Genomic DNA, 18,820 nt, shown 5'->3' on the forward strand with positions numbered 1-18,820 from the left:
GTCATTACTCCTTTCCTGCGTCCGAAAGTTTGATCCGTGGGTCTACCAAGGTGTATGCGATGTCAACAATCAGAATCATCACAACCAGGATAATGGAGTAGAACACGGTCGTACCCATGATTACCGTATAGTCGCGGTTTGTAATGGACAAAACGAATTCGCGACCAAGACCAGGAACACCGAAAATACGTTCAATAACGAATGCACCTGTCAAAATACCGGCAATCAGTGGACCCAGGTAGGTAACAACTGGCAAGAGCGCATTACGGATAGCGTGTTTTACAGTAATGGTAAAAGTGTGCAACCCTTTTGCTTTTGCTGTTTTGATGTAATCTTGACCCATAACTTCAATCATATTGGAACGCGTCAAACGCGCGATAAATGCCATCGGTGATGCGGCGAGTGCCAATGATGGAAGGATGGTGTATTCGAATCCTTCCCATTTCGCGATTGGAAACCAGCCCAAATTAATAGCGAAAATGTATTGGTAAAAGGACGCCAAAATAAAGCTTGGTACCGATAATCCCAAAACGGCGATGACCATTGCAGAATAGTCTTGCCATTTATTATGGTTTAGTGCTGCGATAACCCCTAACGTAATTCCACCAAAGATAGCGAGCAATAAAGCTTGTGCTCCCAAGTGAGCAGAAACTGGGAAACCACGATTAATCATGTCGTTAACAGTTGAAGATTTCTCCGTGAACGATGGACCGAGTTCCCACGTTACTACACCTTTCAAATATTCAAAGTATTGTTCGTGCAACGGCAGGTTCAGCTTGTACTTTGCCTCTAGTGCTGCCTTAATTTCCGGCGGGACCTGCTTCTCGGATGTAAATGGACCACCTGGTACTGCTTTCATGATGAAGAAGGTGGCCGTTACAATTAAGAAGAGCGAGATGAGCATAAAAATGATGCGCTTACCGAGATAACGGATCAACTAACTTACCCCCTTGGTAGATTTTTGATTGCTTTCACGTCCCATGTTTACACTGCGGAACGCTGCCGACACAGTGTAAAAATCGGCTGTGTAAATAACCCTTAGATCTCTTGCAATAAAGCTTCTCTCTCTATTTTCTCTTTGCTGGAAATGATGCCAGCTGGTATTTATGGGAAGGGCTTGCATAGCAGAGGGTATATGCGCAACCATATACCCTCTGCCGCAAATCCCGTTTCCTTCGTTATGAAATTACTCGATGTATGCGCCTTTCCAATCCACGTCACCCAGGCCAGTTTGGTGAACGCCTTTCACTTCTGGCTTCTGTACCCAAGATTGCGTGTAGAAGTAAATTGGCATGATTGGCATTTCATCCATCAGGATTTGTTCTGCATCTGCCAAAATTTTCTTACGTTTCTCGAGGTCTGATTCCTGAGCGGATTGGTTCAACAACTCTTTATATTTTGCATTTTCCCAACGCGTATCGTTGTTTCCACCCATTTTATCCTTGTAGAGCTCCAGGAAGTTGATTGGGTCATTGAAGTCACCCAGCCAGCCCATCCGTCCAATCTGGAAGTTACCCTCATGCATATCTTCGAGGTATACTTTCCATTCTTTGTTCTCGAGTTTCACATCTACGCCGAGATTTTTCTTCCATTGGTCTTGGATGGCCTCAGCAATCTTCTTGTGAGCCTCAGATGTATTGTAGGACAAGGTAATCGGTGGCAGCTTGCTCATGCCAATCTCTTTCAGTCCCTCTTCCAAAAGCTTTTTCGCATTTTCTATATCCTTGTCTTTGAAATAGCCATTTGGATTCAGCACCATGGATGGAGGAACAGCGCCTGTTGCCGGGATTTGACCCGTTTGGAGAATGTTGTCGATCAAGCCTTGGCGATCGATCGAGTAGGCAAATGCTTTTCTCACTTTAATGTTATTAAATGGCGGCTTTTCGGTATTGAACTTGTACCAGTACGTACCAGCGATTGGATTGGTTTGAATCTTGCCTTGCTCTTTCAATGCTGGAATCGCATCTGTTGGCAAAGCACTCATAGGTGCGCCAGCCCAGTCGATTTCGCCATTTTCGAACATGGAGAGCTCTGTATTTTCGTCTTCTACCATGGAGAATTCGATTTTGTCGAGCTTTACATTGTCTTTATCCCAGTAATTTTCGTTCTTCACGAGCACCATCTTGCTCTTGTGCTCCCAAGATTCGATTTTGAAAGGTCCGTTACCGACGTGCGAACTTGCTTCGCCTGCCCACTTCGGATTTGCATCAATTACTTTTTTGTTAACTGGGAAGTAGGTACGGAATGCGAGCAATTCCAGGAAGTATGGAGTCGGATTCTCCAACTTAACTTCCAGCGTCTTATCGTCAAGTGCCTTCACACCTACTTCATCAAGCTTTGCTTCGCCCTTATTTGCTTTTTCGCCATTCTTCACATAGTACAGTTGATATGCGTAGTTGGAAGCTGTTTTGGGATCGAGAGCACGCTTCCAAGCATACTCAAAGTCATGTGCTGTTACAGGGTCACCATTGCTCCATTTCGCTTCTCTGATTTTAAATGTGTAAGTGAGCTTATCATCAGAGACAGTGTAGCTCTCAGCGGCAGCTTCATGCGGCTTATCGTCGGTACCAATGCGCGTCAAGCCATCAAAGGTTGCCAAGATAATCGCGCCTGAAGTCGTGTCCTCTGCGAGCCCTGGATCAGTTGTAGGCGGCTCTGAGTGCAGGTTCATCTTTAAAACTTGTGGCTTCTTCTCAGCAGCTGGTGTTGCAGGCTGTGAAGGTGCTGGAGTTGCAGTTCCTCCTGCCGGTGGAGCGGCAGCTGGTTGACCTCCACCACACCCTGCCAGGGCGGTTCCTAATACAGCAATCGAGCTCACAAGTGCAAACACATTCTTTTTCAACGCAATAACCCCCAGTACGTTTTTCTTTTTTGTCTTTTTTCTGAAAATAAAGGACGAAAAAAAATGAAAACTACACGAAGCTGCTTGACTTCGGCTGGAAGGCATCAACCCCTTTCATTGCAGGGTCACCTCGTCGTCTTGAACGAAAGAGAAGGTGTCTTTGTACTGCTTCAGTTCCAGTGAAACGTCTGCAGCTGCAATTCCTTCAATTTGAGAGAGTCGTTCGTTAACAAAGGTGATCAGCTCATCATTACTATGGAAACACGCTTGGATAATCAAGTCGTGCTTACCGCTATAAGCGCCTACAAAGCGTACTGCAGAAAATTTGCTTAATTTTTCTGCCACTTCTTTCTGCAAACCTAGCTTTGTGGTTAACCCGATGATAACCTGCACATGTAATCCTAATTTCTCTGGATCGGGTTGAATCACGAATTGGAAAACTCCATCTTGTAAAAGCCGAGTGATGCGCGATCGAATCGTTCCTTCGCTCACGCCTAGTTGATGGGCGATTTCTGTATAGGGGATACGCCCATCTTCATGGAGGATTTGCAGAATCTGTCTGTCGACATGGTCCAGCTTTTTCATAAATACGATTTTCTGGGAACCTCCATCATTTTTTTACGAATTTCGCAATAATCTTTTACAAACAGTCTAATACAATAAAAGTAATCTGAAATGATAGCGGTGTCAACGAAATTTGACAAGTAGAATTATAAAACTTTATAAAGTCAATCCGAACAGTAAAATATATTTTATATAATAAAAAACGACTTTTATCTTACTATTGAATATGAAAAACTAGATTTAATCAACAATATTTTTTCGAAAAACTGTATTTTTACTCATAAAACAAGGCGTGCTCATGTGCTGTGCACGCCTTGTTTTATTTGATTAATCAACTAATATCCGGACATTCTATGCTTCGATAATTTTATAAATCAACGGTTGATCTCCGTCGATTGCCGTCGAAATTTGGAAGGCGCCTTCCATTTCTTTCAACGCATTTTGCAGAAGATGGTCCTCGTTGGCATGGATGGTGACCAAAACTTCTCCAGCCTTCACCTGATCCCCGCGTTTTTTGTGCAGAACAAGACCTACTGCCAAGTCAATTGGCATTTCTTTTGTCAATCTGCCAGCACCCAAGACAACAGAGGCATGACCGATCGCTTCCGCATCAATCGCGCTTACATAGCCGTCCTGCTCGGCCGTAACGGTATGAATGATCTTTGCTTGGGGCAGACGAGACAAATCATAGACGTCCTGCTTGTTTCCGCCTTGAGCCTCTACCATTTCCGCCAGTTTATCCACTGCTTTTCCGGAAGCCATCAGATCTTCGAGCTTCTTACGTCCTTCTTCCACATCAGTAACAAGCCCACCCATAACAAGCATGCGGGAGCCAATAGCCAATACCAGCTCGGTCAAATCGCGAGGACCTTTACCTGCAAGTGTCTCTACCGCTTCTTTCACTTCCAGTGCATTGCCCACAGCAAAGCCAAGCGGCTGGTTCATATCACTGATGACCGCCACCGTTTTACGTCCTACTTGGCTACCGATTGCAACCATCGCATTTGCTAATGTTTCGGCCTCTTCAATGCTTTTCATGAAAGCGCCCTTCCCTACTTTTACGTCAAGCAGGATGGCATCCGCTCCAGCGGCAATCTTCTTGGACATAATGGAGCTTGCAATCAACGGGACAGCCTCTACAGTAGCTGTCACGTCACGAAGTGCATACAGCTTCTTGTCTGCAGGTGTCAGGTTACCAGACTGTCCGATTACGGACACGCCAATATCACGCACCTGCTGCAAAAATTGCTCGCGTGTACGTTCTACTTCAAAACCTGCGAAGGACTCCAGCTTGTCAATAGTGCCTCCTGAGTATCCAAGGCCTCTCCCAGACATTTTTGCCACCGGAATACCTGCTGCTGCTACCAATGGCGCAACAACAAGAGTAGTCTTGTCTCCTACTCCGCCTGTACTGTGCTTGTCTACCTTAATTCCTTGCAGGGAAGACAGGTCAAGCTGTTCGCCTGACCCTGCCATTGCCAAGGTAAGATCTCCCGTCTCTCTCGCAGTCATGCCACGGAAAAAGACTGCCATTGCCCATGCGGACATTTGGTAGTCAGGAATACTTCCATCTGTATAGCCTGTCACCAGAAATTGAATCTCTTCTGTTGTCAGTTCTCCGCCATCACGTTTTTTGGCGATCATATCGACCATACGCATTGTTAATCCCTCCGAATCCGTTACTTACATTTTGGCTACGATACCGTTAACCAGAGCCAGGAATTGCGATTTTACCTTTTCTGTTGTTTCCATAACTTCATCATGGGACAGAGGCTGTTCCAAAATGCCTGCTGCCATGTTGCTAATGCACGAAATACCAAGCACCTTCACACCCATGTGTCGTGCCACGATTACTTCTGGTACAGTTGACATCCCTACAGCATCCCCACCCAGCAGACGAAGCATACGGATTTCTGCAGGAGTTTCGTAGGTAGGACCTAACAGACCTGCGTATACACCTTCACGAAGCTGGATTCCTTGCTCGGACGCAACTTCATGGGCCAGCTTGCGGAGCTGTTTGGAGTAAGCCTCAGACATATCCGGGAAACGTGCTCCCAATTGTTCATCGTTTGCACCGATCAATGGATTGCGGAACGTCATGTTGATGTGATCAGAAATCAGCATGAGGTCGCCTGGGTTGTAGCCTTCGTTAATTCCGCCAGCCGCATTGGTTACAATAATGGTTTCTACGCCGAGGAGCTTCATGACACGGATTGGGAAAACAACGGCATCCAAACCATGTCCCTCATAAAAGTGGAAACGACCTTGCATCGCAACGACTTGCTTGCCTTGCAGCTTGCCAATCACGAGTTGGCCTTTGTGGCCGACGACGGTGGACACAGTGAAGCCAGGAATTTCATGATAAGGTATGATCACCGGATTTTCGATTTCATCTGCCAAAACACCCAGCCCTGATCCGAGTACGAGACCAATGGTAGGTTTTTCTGTCAATTTCGGTTCGATATATGCTACTGCGTCATGGAAATTTGCCAATTCAACTCTCTCCTTTTTTGTGTTTCTTCTATTATATAAATATTTATTTTTACTTAACCTTTATAAATGATTGAGGAAGCTCTTGCCAATCGCTGGAGCAGGTACCCCAAAATTGTCTGCGATGGTCGCACCCAAGTCCGCAAATGTCTCACGGATACCCAAATGTTGTCCAGCTTGAATACCCTTGTGATAGACAAGCAACGGAACATATTCTCTCGTATGGTCGCTGCCATGATGTACAGGATCGTTCCCATGGTCTGCTGTGATTACCAGCAAATCATTTTCTTGTAGCGCTTCCAAAAGCTCTGGAATACGAGCATCGAACTCCATCAAAGCCTGACCATACCCTTCTGGATCACGGCGATGACCGAACTTCGCATCGAAGTCCACAAGGTTAACAAAAGAAAGACCCGTAAACGATTGTTTCATCGTGCCCAGAATTTGATCTACACCGTCCATGTTATCTTTGGTACGAATAGATTGAGTAACGCCCTCATCTGCGTAGATGTCGCCGATTTTGCCAATTGCAATAGAAGCAAGGCCAGCATCTTGCAAACGATTCATGACTGTCGGAGCAAATGGCTTCACGGAATAATCGTGACGATTTGCTGTACGGCTAAAATTGCCCGGCTGTCCAACAAATGGACGAGCAATAACACGAGTAACAGCGAATTCATCACGAAGCGTCAACTCACGAGCAACCTCGCAAATATGGTACAGCTCTTCAAGCGGAACTATCTCTTCGTGGGCTGCCACCTGAAATACACTGTCCGCAGATGTGTAGACAATCACTGCACCCGTATTCATATGCTCTTCGCCAAGCTCCTCGAGAATGTCTGTCCCCGAAGCAACCTTGTTCCCGAGCACCTTGCGACCAATACGTTGCTCAAATTCCGAGATCAGCTCTTGTGGAAATCCATCTGGATACGTGTTAAACGGAGTAGACACATGCAATCCCATGATTTCCCAATGGCCAGTCGTCGTATCTTTCCCCATGGAGATTTCCTGCATTTTTCCATAATGGGCCATAGGAGTTGCTACTGGCGCAACGTTTTGGAGTGGTGCTATATTACCCAGTCCCAATTTTTGCAAGTTGGGCAATGAAAATCCTGCAACTCGTTCCGCAATATGGCCTAAAGTGTTCGCTCCTGCATCATTGAACTTAGGCGCATCAGGTTGTTCGCCAATCCCTACGCTGTCCATGACGATCAAAAAAACTCGTGAATACTGCATGTTAACGCCTCCTGTTTACCAGTCATTCATTTCTATCATCAAGTCGTCAGACGTCTGACCTGATTCAGAAAATTTTTCTCCGCCCGACAATCAGGCGGAGTCGATCGTTTTTTCATACTCATGCTCGCGGATGCGTCTTGGCATAAATGTCCTTAATCCGCGTTCTGGTCACATGTGTGTAAATCTGGGTGGTTGAAATATCAGCATGCCCAAGCATCTCTTGAACAGAGCGCAAATCGGCTCCATTTTCCAGTAAGTGAGTGGCAAAAGAGTGGCGAAGCGTATGGGGTGTAATCTCAGCACGGATGTTTGATTTTTGGGCATATCGTTTAATAATTTTCCAAAAACCTTGCCGTGTAATTTGTTTGCCCAAGTGATTCAGAAATAATGCTGTATCGCCAGTTCCTTTTACCAGCTTGGGGCGCCCTGCCTGCAAATAGTGGCGAACCATTTGAATGGCAACCGAGCCTAACGGAATGATTCGCTCTTTTGATCCTTTTCCCAAGCATTTGACAAAGCCCATATCCAGATTCACATCAGCACTATCCAGATTGACTAACTCCGAGACACGTATGCCTGTCGCATATAAAAGCTCCAGCATCGCCTTGTCCCGCAGCCCGGCAGGATGATTGACAGGAGGACTTTCCAAAAGACGTTCCACTTCCTCAACAGAGAGCACTTTCGGCAAGCGTTTCTCGATCTTCGGTGTTTCTAGGTGAATGGATGGATCTTTGTCTATGTATTTATCCCGAATGAGAAACTGATAAAACGCTCGTATCGATGCCATATTGCGAGAAAGCGTTGCTGTAGCACGTCCTTTTTCCCGTAAAACTAGCAAGTAACCAATGATGTGTGTACGAGTAGAATCCTCTATTCGAGTGACACCTTGCTCCTGTAAATACGAGGTAAAGGCCACCATATCCCGTTGATAGGATTCCAGGGTATTTCTCGATAACCCTTTCTCCACAGTCAGGAAATGAATAAACTGATCAATCAGACTGTCCATGAAGCTGTCCCCTTCAGCTGATAAGTATCTTGTATTGCTTTCCACAAAGAAAAAGAAACTCCTGCTTCTCCAGATAAAAAACTCAAACTTGCATTACTCTCCCGTTAAATAAAAGAGCTGCAGTCGGGCGACATAACCGTCAAAATCCTGTGCCTGAGAGGTATTGATGACTTTTACTACCTTCACCGCATTCCCATGCGGTTCATGATAAGGGTTTGCCGGGAGAAATTTGTCCGCCAGCAAGGTTATAATGCCGTAGGAGAGCAAGGTGCAGGTAATGAAAAGAAGCAAGAAACGAAGCCCCTCCATCACGCGGCGATAAGAGACCTTCATCCGTAAGCCTCCTTACAGACTTTCTTTCATTTATATGCACTTGTCCCTTGCTCCATTCGAATTGATCCTCTCTTAGGATTCCACAGGATTCGGTCTGCCATTACAAAAGCTCCCAAGGAAAAAAGAAAAACTTCTCCGTTACCAGAGAAGTCGACTTTATTTGAAGTCCTCCACGTTCACTTTATCTACACAACGATTGCAGATCCCGTAGAAGGTCAATCGGTGGTCGGTAATATAAAAGTTGTAAACATTCTTGACTTTCTCTTCTGCTGTGACAAGAAGATCTTCAAAAATTTCATCCACCGTACCACAATTGAGGCAAATGAGGTGATGATGGTGATAGGCAGCATTATCATCACGAAGATCGTAACGAGCTACGCCATCGCCAAAATTCATTTTATGAAGGATCTTCAGTTCGCTCAACAGCTCTAATGTCCTGTATACGGTAGCAAGCCCGATTTCCGGTGCTTTATCCTTCACCAACAAGTAAACATCTTCAGCGCTCAAGTGATCTTCTTCATTCTCCAACAACACGCGAACAGTGGCTTCACGCTGTGGTGTCAGCTTGTAGTTCTGTGAATGCAACTGCTGCTTAATTTTCTCTAATTTTTCTTCCAACATTAATGCCCCTCCCCGCTCGCATGAAACCTGTTCCTATTATAGTAGAGGGGCATCGAATAAGTCAAATGCATAAGTTATTACCTGAGAATTATTCTTAATTAAGCACGAACTGCATCAGCCTAGGGGAAATGAAGGTTTCAAACAAGGCTGCAATCGTCAATACCACGAGCATGCTAAGAACAAGGACGGTATAGCCCATAAAATGCGGCATGATGACATCTCTTTTGCTCAGCACTCTCGTCCGGATGAGTCGAAGGGAAAAGGATATTCCGCTGACACCTACAATAAAAAGGGCCGGGACGACTAATAAATTTTGCGGGAGAACCCCCACCATGGCGAATGTTACGCCTTGCCATTGGAGTTGACTCACCAAAAAACCGACGGTGAAACCAACCACGACTCCTTTTAAGAAGAGCATCAACAATATCATGGGCAGCCCAATGATGGATAACCCGAGTACCCACATGATCGCAATGGTCTTGGCATAATGACCAAACGCTTGCTGAAAATGGGCACTGGTCTCAGGGATTCCATCGCTACCAAGACTGTTGAAAAAATATTGCAGAAAACCGTACAGCTCCTGCTTCTGTGATAATGGCAGTGAATTGACGAGGACGGCTCCGAAAATAATGCCCATCGTAAACAGGACGATCGTGAACCAGTAGAGTGACTGATGTTCTCTCGCATAGGATTGGATAGTTTGTCCGACTCGTGAACGCACGTTTCGTCGCCTCCCGCTTCGCTGATTACTGTACAGCTTATGCGGACGAGTTCTTCCCTATGACAACCTACTTCGGGACGATCTTTCCGTATGTACCGGCGCCGCCCTTTTGGACAGAGAGCTTCCCCTCTCGTGCTTGTACGATAAGCGAAGCGATTTTCTCTCCGACAACATGGGTGAGCTCTTCTTCGTTCACCCGATGCAATACGTTCATCTGTGTACCAAACGACCGATACAGCTTGTCCAACAATTTCGGACCAATTCCCGGAATGAATTCCAACGGGATTTGCTCGATATAAGGAGGACGGAATGCCGGATGCTGGCCAGCCTCTACATCCGCCAACTGATCAATGCGGGCCGCAACCCCTCGCACAATTCGTTGGAAGCCGCATTCCGGACATTTTCCTGAAGCATCCGCCGCGAGCAATGACTGGCACCCTTGGCACGCCGTCTGATGATACTTGCCAAGCTCGGGATGCAGACCGTAGTTCATATGAACCCCTCTTCCACCGATGCGCTTAATTGCTTTCACCCACTCTGCGAAGGAACGCTCTTGCATATACATCGCTTGATATTCCCTGCCTATCTTCGCCAGAGAATGAGCATCTGAGTTTGTGAGAAAGGTTTTGTCATGTAGCTCGGATATGCGGTCCGCCATAATGGTATTCGCACTCAACCCCAGCTCAACCGCATAGATAAGCGTAGGATTAAGCACTTCAGCCATCGAATCCGTACAGCTTCCATACAACCCTTTATGCGGCGTGAAAATATGTGCCGGGATCAAAAGGCCCTGCAATTGATGGACACAGGCTTGTAATTCCATAAGCGATACGTAGATACGCTGAGAACTTAAATGCACATTTTTGCAGCGTTCAGACAACCACGCGGTAAATTGCTTCATTTCTTGCAGCTTGGGCAGATAAACGAGAAAATGAGCTGCACCACGTCCTGGCTCTTTGATTTCTACTTCGCACCCCAAGATTAGCAAAGTATCTTTGTAGGAAATACCTCCATCCTCCTGTTCAGCGGCTACTCCCTTTTCCAAGAGATCTACCAGCTCATCCTGAACCTCGGGCGAATGTGCATCGATGATCCCGATGACATCCATCCCTTTTTTCTCTGAGGCTTCCTCCAAAATTTTGGTGAGTGTCATTTGGCGAGAAGCGGTTATTTTCACAGGTTTACCCGTCCACGTACCACCGATGTGAATATGCATGTCGCAAAAATAGGAAGAAGGCATGGTTCTAGCCACGTTCGCACAGCATTTTGTTTTCCCACGCAAACAATGCCACGACTGTCTTGGCATCTCGAATTTCTCCACTTTGATGCAGGGCATGCGCTTCTTCCAGTGTCACTTCCAGCACATCAACGAACTCATCCTCGTCCGGCTTGCTTTCTCCTTTTTTCAAACCAGTAGCCACAAAAACATGTAAAATTTCATCCGCGAAGCCTGGCGATGTGTAAAAAGAGCTGAGCGGTGTATACTGACTCGCAACGTAGCCAGTCTCTTCCTCCAGCTCGCGCATTGCACATGCAAGCGGCTCTTCACCTGGCTCCAGCTTTCCTGCCGGGATTTCCACGATCGTACGCTCCAATGGCTTGCGGAACTGTCGCACCACAACCATTTTGTTATCATCTGTGATTGGCAATACGGCAACCGCGCCTTGATGATTCACGATTTCTCGCTTGGCTGTGTTGCCATTGGGCAGAAGCACCTCATCCACCTTGACCTTAATGATTCTTCCATCATAAATCGGTTGACTGGAAATGGTTTTTTCATATAAGTGATCATATTTACTCACTGTCGTCATCATCCTTTTTCCATAAAGTCGTTCTAAATCGTCAATTCCCTCCATAAGTTGGGAGCATAGAGCTTGTCCACCTTATTGTATCGGAGGAGATCATGAATGAAAACCTATGTTAGCGAAAAGCAATTGCGCATGGTCGGGAAAGCTTGGGAGATCAAGGCTGCACTTCGTTCCTGGTCAAAAAAAGACCTAATGCTTCAAGCGTACTTGATGAAGCGGGCGAATGCAGGGCGTCGTTAACCGTTTGGGCGATGTAGTCCAGAGTGTTGCCTACAAATTCGGCAGCCAACCATGCCGTCTGAAAAGGAGCGGGATCTTCTTGCCAATTTCGCCCCATTGTAGAAAAGGACAAGCTATACCCCTTTTCCAGTGATGCCAGTTCTGACAGGTCTGGGACTCTTCCCTTTATGAAAATATGCTTCCCCGCGATTTCTATCGCCTTCAATTGCCGTGAAAGAACTTCATCTCTTTCATCCCTGAAAATCGGGATTGCAACAAGGGTGGGACAGAAAACAAATCTGTTCAATAGCGATACTGTGTGGTGACTGACACCATAATGCCTCGTACGTGGGTCCCCAAAGCTGATTCTGGGAATAAAAAAAGGTGTTCCTCCGAGAGTGGATACGGCATGAATGACCTCAGCCAGCTGAATTCCGGAGAAGCCATAAGGTGTCCCCGTACCTGCTACCCCAGGTCCCAGCATACAAACAATAATATCGGCATGCTCTACATGGCGTGCTGCCAACAAGCCACTATGAATCGTCAACGACTCGCGATCTCCGCCCCACGCATGACCTGTCGTCACTGTCGCAGCCAAGCTCCCGATTGCTTTTAATTGATGGACGTGCTGGCTCAAGGCAATCGGCAAGGATGCGCCATCTGGCATGACATATACGATACGGGCATCTGGATTTTTTTTATGTAAAGCAAGGACAGCAACAGGTAGCAGACTGTGCAGCTCTCCGATCAAAACAGGGGTACCTTCCAAGGACAAGTCTTCTTGCACAAACAAAGGGTGGTACGGACTGGCCTGTTCTTCTACCGAATCAACCGCGAGTTGCCAAGGTGAATAGCGCATTTTCATGACATGCCCCCACTCATTCGGAAGGACATCTGATTCCTCTGGTTGGGTAACTTTTCCGACGACAAAGTGATACCCGCCTGTCCCCAATTCAAGGCGAACAGCGGTTGTATTGATCAGAAGTACGTCGCCACGTTGATAATCCTCCTGCAAAAAAGACAGCACTCTCTCCATTTTGTATCCTGCAACCGATTCTGTCCGGACTTCGAGTATCTGCATGCCTGATTGCTTTTCCACCACTTTTTGAACCGTCCCCACCGCCAAACGGAGCACTCAGCCTCCCCCTTTCGTGCCTGCCTCGTCCCCGAGCTTTCTATTCAGTCTATGATGAACAGTGGTTGTCTCAATCATGCAAATGAGTAAGCAAACGAACAAAAAGGCCGGAACCCCTCGCAAGGAAATTCCGACCTTCTTTTGGTTACTCTTGTACTTCTGCAATAACAGCAAGCACCAGCTCAGCCGCTTTGTTCAGTTCAGCGATTGGCATGCGCTCGTTTTTTGTATGGATTTCTTCATAGCCGATGGCAAAGTTTACGCTTGGCACGTTGTAGCCGTTAAATACGTTACCATCGCTTCCGCCGCCGCTTGCAACCAGCTCAGGATTGCGGTTTACACGTTTAACCGCCGCAATCGCTTTTTGTACAACAGGCGTTTCTTCGTTGAATTTGTAGCCGTGGTACATAAAAATAACGTCATTTTCGCAAGTCGCACCCATCTCGGCTGCCACTTCTTCAAATGCTGTCGTCATTTTCTTTACTTGAGCTTCCAGCTTGTCCATAACCAAGCTGCGAGCCTCGGACCAAATTTCCACATAATCCGTTACGATATTGTACGCTTTTCCGCCTTCAAAACGACCGATGTTTGCAGTTGTGTCCGCATCGATACGGCCCAGTGGCATGCGGGAAATTGCTTTACTAGCAACCGTTATAGCACTGATGCCATCCTCTGGATTCACACCTGCATGCGCTGCTTTGCCATGAATTTTGGTTACGATGCGGTATTGTCCAGCACCAGCTACTGTAATTTTTCCAACCGGGCCTTCCGAATCGAGGATGAAGCCCATTTCTGCTTTCAGCAGGCTGGAATCCATTGCGCGGGAGCCTACAAGTCCTGACTCTTCTCCAACAGTCAATACGACTTGGATCGTTGGATGTGGCAAGTTTTGCTCTTTCATGCTACGGATGCCTTCAAAGATCGCCGCGATTCCTGCTTTATCATCCGCACCGAGGATCGTCGTTCCATCGGAATAAATGTAGCCATCGCGAATTTGTGGCTTGATTCCGTTTCCTGGTACAACCGTATCCATATGGCTGCTAAACAGGATTGCTGGACCTTTTCCAGTTCCCTCCAAGGTTGCGATCAGATTGTTGGCACCATGTCCGGTTTTCGCTGCTGCGTCATCCTCTTGTACGGTAAAACCCATCGCAATCAGTTTTTCTTTGAGAACTTTGTTGATCGCTGCTTCGTTCTTCGTTTCACTGTCAATTTGGACGAGCTCCAAAAATTCATTTAACAAACGCTCTTGGTTGATCGTACTCACACTCGTTACCTCCTGATCGTACTGCCCGATTTTGGTACATATTCACAAGTTCCAGTATACCGCAAAAAAATTTTTTCTACTACGTAAACGCCTATGATTCTTTCGGATATTGGCACAGCTCATACAAAACGCCATTCGCTGCCTTTGGATGCAAAAATCCAATCAACGCATCGTGCGCACCCGCTTTGGGGACCTCGTGAATGAGCGGTACACCTTGCTCTTTTAATGTGACTAGACGACCCGCAACGTCATCTACATCAAAAGCAATGTGGTGAATGCCTTCTCCGCGTTTTTCCATAAATTTTGCTATCGGACTCTCATCACTCAGCGGTTCTAGTAATTCAATATGACTTTCCCCGATCTTTAAAAATGCCACTTGTACTTGTTCGCTCTCCACGATTTCGGTTCCAACCAACTCCAATCCCAATTGCACGGTATAAAAGGGAAGCGTCTTTTCCAAGCTTTTTACCGCAATGCCGATATGGGCAATTTTTTTCGGTGCGCTCACGAATCATCATCCTTTTGTAAGTGGTTGTCTCATTGGCTACATTTCGGTACAATTTCAGCATGGGCGAAAAAAAGAAAGCCAATGATATCCTTTTCTTCATTCTAGCACAGCCACTTACAGAATCACCTGATAATTTCCTCTACCTTGAAAGGAGGTTTGATTAGAATGAGACACCAATCGCTCTTTGCAAAAATCCTGATCGGCATTCTAATACTCTCACTCATCGTTCCCACGTTTTTTTACTTTCAATAAACGAGTGCTGATAAACAATTAAAAACCCCTTTCCGACCGAAAAGCGGAAAGGGGTTTTTCGTTTGTCCCAGCTCGTTTTTATTTGTATACGTATACGCTGGAAGTTTTCGCATCCCAGCCAACTTTGTAACCAAGATTATCCGTAACGGTACGGATTGGAATCATTGGCATGCCGTTTTTGAGAACAACAGGTGTTGGCAGTTGAATTTCTGTTTTACCTACTTTTGCTGTTTTCGACCCAACTGTAAACTTCACGACTTTGGTTCCACTGATAACAGCAACACTTGTATTGTTCCATTGCGTAGTCAGTGCCAGTGCTTCTTTAAAGAATTGGGCTGGAACCATGGTCGTATTACCATCTGCAATATAAGGAGCTACAGAGAGAGGATACGATTTGCCATGCAGGGTGAAGTTTGCTGTATTTACTTTAAAGGAAGCCGAGTTTGCAGGAATAGCTGTTGATGGTTGTTGCGGCTGTTGTGGTGTTGGCGTTGCAGGCTTTGGTTGAGCCGGGGAAGGCATCCCTACACCAACAGCACGCGCAAACAGCAATCCTCTTTCTTCGGAAGTAAACACGCTGATGCTATATGTGTTTTTCACAGCAGGGTTTACGATGTTCGCCGCTGGATTGATCACGACATTAGCATTTGTTGCCGCAGGAATATCCTGAGACGGATAAATCAGAACGTTTTGTCCACGAACGGCAACAAAATTCGCACCTACACCATTCACAGAGATGTTAGCTGGCGCGATGTAAGCCGGTACCTTGTAGCCTACCGGGAATACGATCTCGATGAAATCGCGCTGCTTTTGCAGACCAACACCCAATCCTTTGATTGCCACGTTTACACCCGTCTGCTTGCCAAGTGCATTTTGTGTCAATGCGATTGTTGCCGTGCTGTTGTTGGTACCTGTGTTTGGTACAGGTACTGGATTGGTCGGGTTGGTTGGGTTGGTCGGCGTCGGGTTCACAGAAGAGCCACCGATGCTGAAGGATTTTGATTCCAAGGTTCTTCCGGAAACAGTAGCCTTCAACGTATAGCTGCCAGCCGTTCTCGGATTGGAAATCCACGCTCCGTAAGTAACTTCAACCTTCACTCTGCTATTGGCATTGAAGCCGGTTGGCGCTACTAACGCGATTCTATTTCCAACTGCAGTTGCTTTTTTCGCTGGTTTCCCATTGAGTAAAAAGTCTGATGCAGTCAAAATGCCCGGCACCATGTCAGATGATGGGAATTCGAGAATCAATTCCCCATCTGCTTTCAATTCTTTGCTGCCGAAGTCAGCATCAAAGGTGTAGCTGGTGCGAGCTCCTGCGCCCGGATCGGACAGGTTCACTGTAAAGCTGTCGGAAGCGCTGCTAGAGCTTGAACCGTTCTTCGTAATTTCAACATCTTCTGATTCGTATGTAGTTCCATCATATTTCACTTTGAAAACATGCTTGCCTCCGGAATCAGGGTTCTCGATTCCAGCATCCTTGTCAAATTCCAAGGTGATGTAATCATCTGCGTCTGCACCACTCGGAATTTTGACATCAACCGTACTGCCACTAACACTGACAGATTTCGCTGTATATCCGTTTACTTTTACATCCTCTTCATCAATGCTTGATGGCAGCATATTTTTCTCTGGGAAAGTGACAGTTATCGTGGAGCTTGTCTCCAGCTCATCACTACCTTTGAGAGAAATTTTGCCAAGCTTGAGGCTGACTTTTTCTCCTGCTGCTTTGCTGCTCAACGATACGGCATAATCATTGCTAGACTTGCTACTGCTGCTCGAGCTGCTTTTTTTGATATCTACATCATCCGATTCCGAATCCTCGTCGCCCGCTTCTACACTGACGCTGTATGAACCTTTGTCATCGGGATTCGTGATACCGCTCGTAATTTTAATCTTAATTTTATCGCCTTTTTCTAAATCTTCATCTGTCTTGATTGTAATTTCTTCTCCATCAACACTTACTTTCTTCACATCGAAGCTAGCATCAATATCGTCCGAATCAATGTCATCTTCGATATCAAAATCAGAATCGAATTCAATAGTAATGGTTTCTCCACTATCCAGGTCTTCTTCTAGCTTGAATTCAATGGTGTAGTCACTTTCTTTACCTGCACCATCGTTGTCAGCCGTTACAGACAATTTTTCAATAGCATGTGCTTGCTGCGGTACTGACACAAATGGTGTAGCGGCCAGCGCTGATGCCAGCACTATTGGTAGTGCTTTTTTACTTTTCTCCATGTTTTTCCTCCCATGTTTACCCTTAATCTGGAAATTCTCTAGCGGGACGCTACCAGTCTACCACAAATGCTATCTGGTGGGAATCTCTTCTAGTTTAAGAGACACACTGGCTCCACTTGCTAAGACGAGGATGTCTCTAAAAAAGTTACATACGTAATGATCGATTTGGAAAATTTTTTTACGATTCTTTGATCAAAAAAACCAGGTCTTTACTTGACCTGGTTTCTTGACACCTTAGTACAGCTTGGTATCCGGTCCTACATTCTCAAGTTTTTGCTTCACACTTTGCAGGAATCGCCCACAAATCAGACCATCCAGCACGCGGTGATCCAAGGACATGCACAAATTGACCATCGACCGCACTGCGATCATGTCGTTAATGACAACAGGGCGTTTTACAATGGACTCGACACTAAGAATCGCAGCTTGCGGAGCATTGATAATCGGCTGGGACAAAACAGAGCCAAAGGAGCCTGTGTTGTTAACCGTAAAGGTCCCGCCTGTCATGTCATCCATCGTCAATTTTCCTGCACGGGTGCGTGCTGCCAGATCATCAACTGCCTTCGCAATGCCAAGAATTGATTTTTGGTCAGCATGCTTAATGACAGGAACATAGAGAGCATCTTCCGTCGCTACTGCGATGGAGATGTTGATGTCCTTTTTCACAATGATTTTGTCATGTGCCCACGTGGAATTGATCATCGGGTACTCTTTCAGCGCTTCCACAACCGCTTTGATAAAGAACGGCAGGAACGTGAGGTTGAGCCCTTCTTTTTTCGCAAATTCGCCTTTTGCCTGATTGCGGAAGTTAACCAGATTGGTCACGTCTACTTCGACCATCGTCCAAGCATGTGGAGCTTCATGCTTGCTCTGTACCATCCGGTTTGCAATCGTACGACGAATAGCCGTTACAGGTACAACTTGATCACCACTTGCAACCGGAATATCTACGGAAACAGCAGGAGCCGAAACTGATGCTGCAGGTGCAGGTGTTGAAACCACAGTAGATTGTTCGACTGCTGCCACGGGAGCCTGTGCGACCGTTTCTTTCACGGTCTCAGCTGGCTTTTGGCCGCCCGCATCGATAATCGCTTGGACATCTTTGCGGGTAATACGACCGCCTGCTCCAGTCCCTACAACGCGGGACAAGTCAATGCCATGCTGCTGTGAAAGCATGACAACAGCAGGTGAATAACGTTGTTTTGGTCCATCGACGACTGGTGCTTGCTGAATGGATACAGCCGGCGCAGCTGCCTTTGGCTGCTCGGTTGCAGGCGCAGGCGCTTGTGGAGCCGTAGTTTCCGGCGTGCTAGCAGGCGCTGCAGCTCCACCTTCCGCACCACTTTCTTCTATATATAGGATCAATGTGCCGACTGCGACTGTCTCACCTTCTGGCACGACGATCTCAGTAACGCGTCCTGAAACAGTAGAAGGAACCTCTGCGTTTACTTTATCCGTCGTCACTTCAGCCAGCGAGTCGTATTTCTTGACCGTGTCGCCTACATTGACCAACCATTTGCTAATAGTGCCCTCGGTCACGCTCTCTCCGAGCTGGGGCATTAGTACTTTCGTTGCCATGA

Annotated in this window: 17 protein-coding genes; all 17 read right to left on the reverse strand. The window is 46.4% G+C overall.

Annotation, left to right across the window (positions count from 1 at the left end):
- Positions 1–4 precede the first annotated feature (4 nt).
- The 17 genes from EL268_RS17495 to EL268_RS17580 all read right to left on the reverse strand — a co-directional run bounded on the left by EL268_RS17495 (position 5) and on the right by EL268_RS17580 (position 18,818).
- On the reverse strand, positions 5–937 hold the full coding sequence (locus EL268_RS17495; RefSeq protein WP_115984424.1) for an ABC transporter permease: 933 nt from the start codon (positions 935–937) through the stop codon (positions 5–7).
- Between the two features lie 249 nt (positions 938–1,186).
- A complete protein-coding gene (locus EL268_RS17500) occupies positions 1,187–2,842 on the reverse strand; it encodes a peptide ABC transporter substrate-binding protein (RefSeq protein WP_106653153.1) in 1,656 nt (551 codons plus the stop codon).
- 114 nt (positions 2,843–2,956) lie between these two features.
- The gene (locus tag EL268_RS17505; protein ID WP_007720718.1) at positions 2,957–3,427 is read right to left on the reverse strand and encodes an Lrp/AsnC family transcriptional regulator; all 471 of its coding nucleotides are present in this window, start codon (positions 3,425–3,427) and stop codon (positions 2,957–2,959) included.
- A gap of 330 nt (positions 3,428–3,757) precedes the next feature.
- Complete coding sequence (locus EL268_RS17510) at positions 3,758–5,065, reverse strand: pyrimidine-nucleoside phosphorylase (RefSeq protein WP_106652963.1); 1,308 nt, start codon at positions 5,063–5,065, stop codon at positions 3,758–3,760.
- A 24-nt stretch (positions 5,066–5,089) separates the two neighbouring features.
- Positions 5,090–5,899, reverse strand: coding sequence for a purine-nucleoside phosphorylase (locus EL268_RS17515; RefSeq protein ID WP_056492641.1), 810 nt, complete (start codon positions 5,897–5,899; stop codon positions 5,090–5,092).
- A 60-nt stretch (positions 5,900–5,959) separates the two neighbouring features.
- Positions 5,960–7,132 (reverse strand): phosphopentomutase, encoded by a 1,173-nt coding sequence (gene deoB / locus EL268_RS17520; RefSeq protein WP_106652962.1) that lies wholly within the window; start codon positions 7,130–7,132, stop codon positions 5,960–5,962.
- A 118-nt stretch (positions 7,133–7,250) separates the two neighbouring features.
- Positions 7,251–8,138 carry a site-specific tyrosine recombinase XerD gene (gene xerD / locus EL268_RS17525; RefSeq protein WP_106652961.1) on the reverse strand — a complete coding sequence of 296 codons (888 nt, stop codon included), beginning with the start codon at positions 8,136–8,138 and terminating at the stop codon, positions 7,251–7,253.
- A gap of 93 nt (positions 8,139–8,231) precedes the next feature.
- On the reverse strand, positions 8,232–8,471 hold the full coding sequence (locus tag EL268_RS17530) for a YqzK family protein (RefSeq protein ID WP_106652960.1): 240 nt from the start codon (positions 8,469–8,471) through the stop codon (positions 8,232–8,234).
- Between the two features lie 156 nt (positions 8,472–8,627).
- Positions 8,628–9,092 carry a ferric iron uptake transcriptional regulator gene (fur, locus tag EL268_RS17535; protein WP_007720739.1) on the reverse strand — a complete coding sequence of 155 codons (465 nt, stop codon included), beginning with the start codon at positions 9,090–9,092 and terminating at the stop codon, positions 8,628–8,630.
- Between the two features lie 94 nt (positions 9,093–9,186).
- Positions 9,187–9,813 carry a stage II sporulation protein M gene (spoIIM, locus tag EL268_RS17540; protein WP_106652959.1) on the reverse strand — a complete coding sequence of 209 codons (627 nt, stop codon included), beginning with the start codon at positions 9,811–9,813 and terminating at the stop codon, positions 9,187–9,189.
- 67 nt (positions 9,814–9,880) lie between these two features.
- Complete coding sequence (locus EL268_RS17545; RefSeq protein WP_106652958.1) at positions 9,881–11,053, reverse strand: endonuclease Q family protein; 1,173 nt, start codon at positions 11,051–11,053, stop codon at positions 9,881–9,883.
- Between the two features lie 4 nt (positions 11,054–11,057).
- A complete protein-coding gene (locus tag EL268_RS17550; protein WP_106653152.1) occupies positions 11,058–11,615 on the reverse strand; it encodes an NUDIX domain-containing protein in 558 nt (185 codons plus the stop codon).
- 160 nt (positions 11,616–11,775) lie between these two features.
- Positions 11,776–12,975, reverse strand: coding sequence for a DUF3866 family protein (locus tag EL268_RS17560; protein WP_106652956.1), 1,200 nt, complete (start codon positions 12,973–12,975; stop codon positions 11,776–11,778).
- Between the two features lie 145 nt (positions 12,976–13,120).
- Positions 13,121–14,242, reverse strand: coding sequence for a M20/M25/M40 family metallo-hydrolase (locus tag EL268_RS17565; RefSeq protein WP_106652955.1), 1,122 nt, complete (start codon positions 14,240–14,242; stop codon positions 13,121–13,123).
- A 91-nt stretch (positions 14,243–14,333) separates the two neighbouring features.
- Positions 14,334–14,750, reverse strand: a complete 417-nt coding sequence (gene mce / locus EL268_RS17570) for a methylmalonyl-CoA epimerase (RefSeq protein ID WP_106652954.1) — start codon at positions 14,748–14,750, stop codon at positions 14,334–14,336.
- 330 nt (positions 14,751–15,080) lie between these two features.
- The gene (locus EL268_RS17575) at positions 15,081–17,240 is read right to left on the reverse strand and encodes a copper amine oxidase N-terminal domain-containing protein (protein WP_106652953.1); all 2,160 of its coding nucleotides are present in this window, start codon (positions 17,238–17,240) and stop codon (positions 15,081–15,083) included.
- A 234-nt stretch (positions 17,241–17,474) separates the two neighbouring features.
- Positions 17,475–18,818, reverse strand: coding sequence for a dihydrolipoamide acetyltransferase family protein (locus EL268_RS17580; protein ID WP_106652952.1), 1,344 nt, complete (start codon positions 18,816–18,818; stop codon positions 17,475–17,477).
- Between the last annotated feature and the right edge of the window lie 2 nt (positions 18,819–18,820).

The organism is Brevibacillus brevis (assembly GCF_900637055.1).
GTDB lineage: Bacteria > Bacillota > Bacilli > Brevibacillales > Brevibacillaceae > Brevibacillus > Brevibacillus brevis.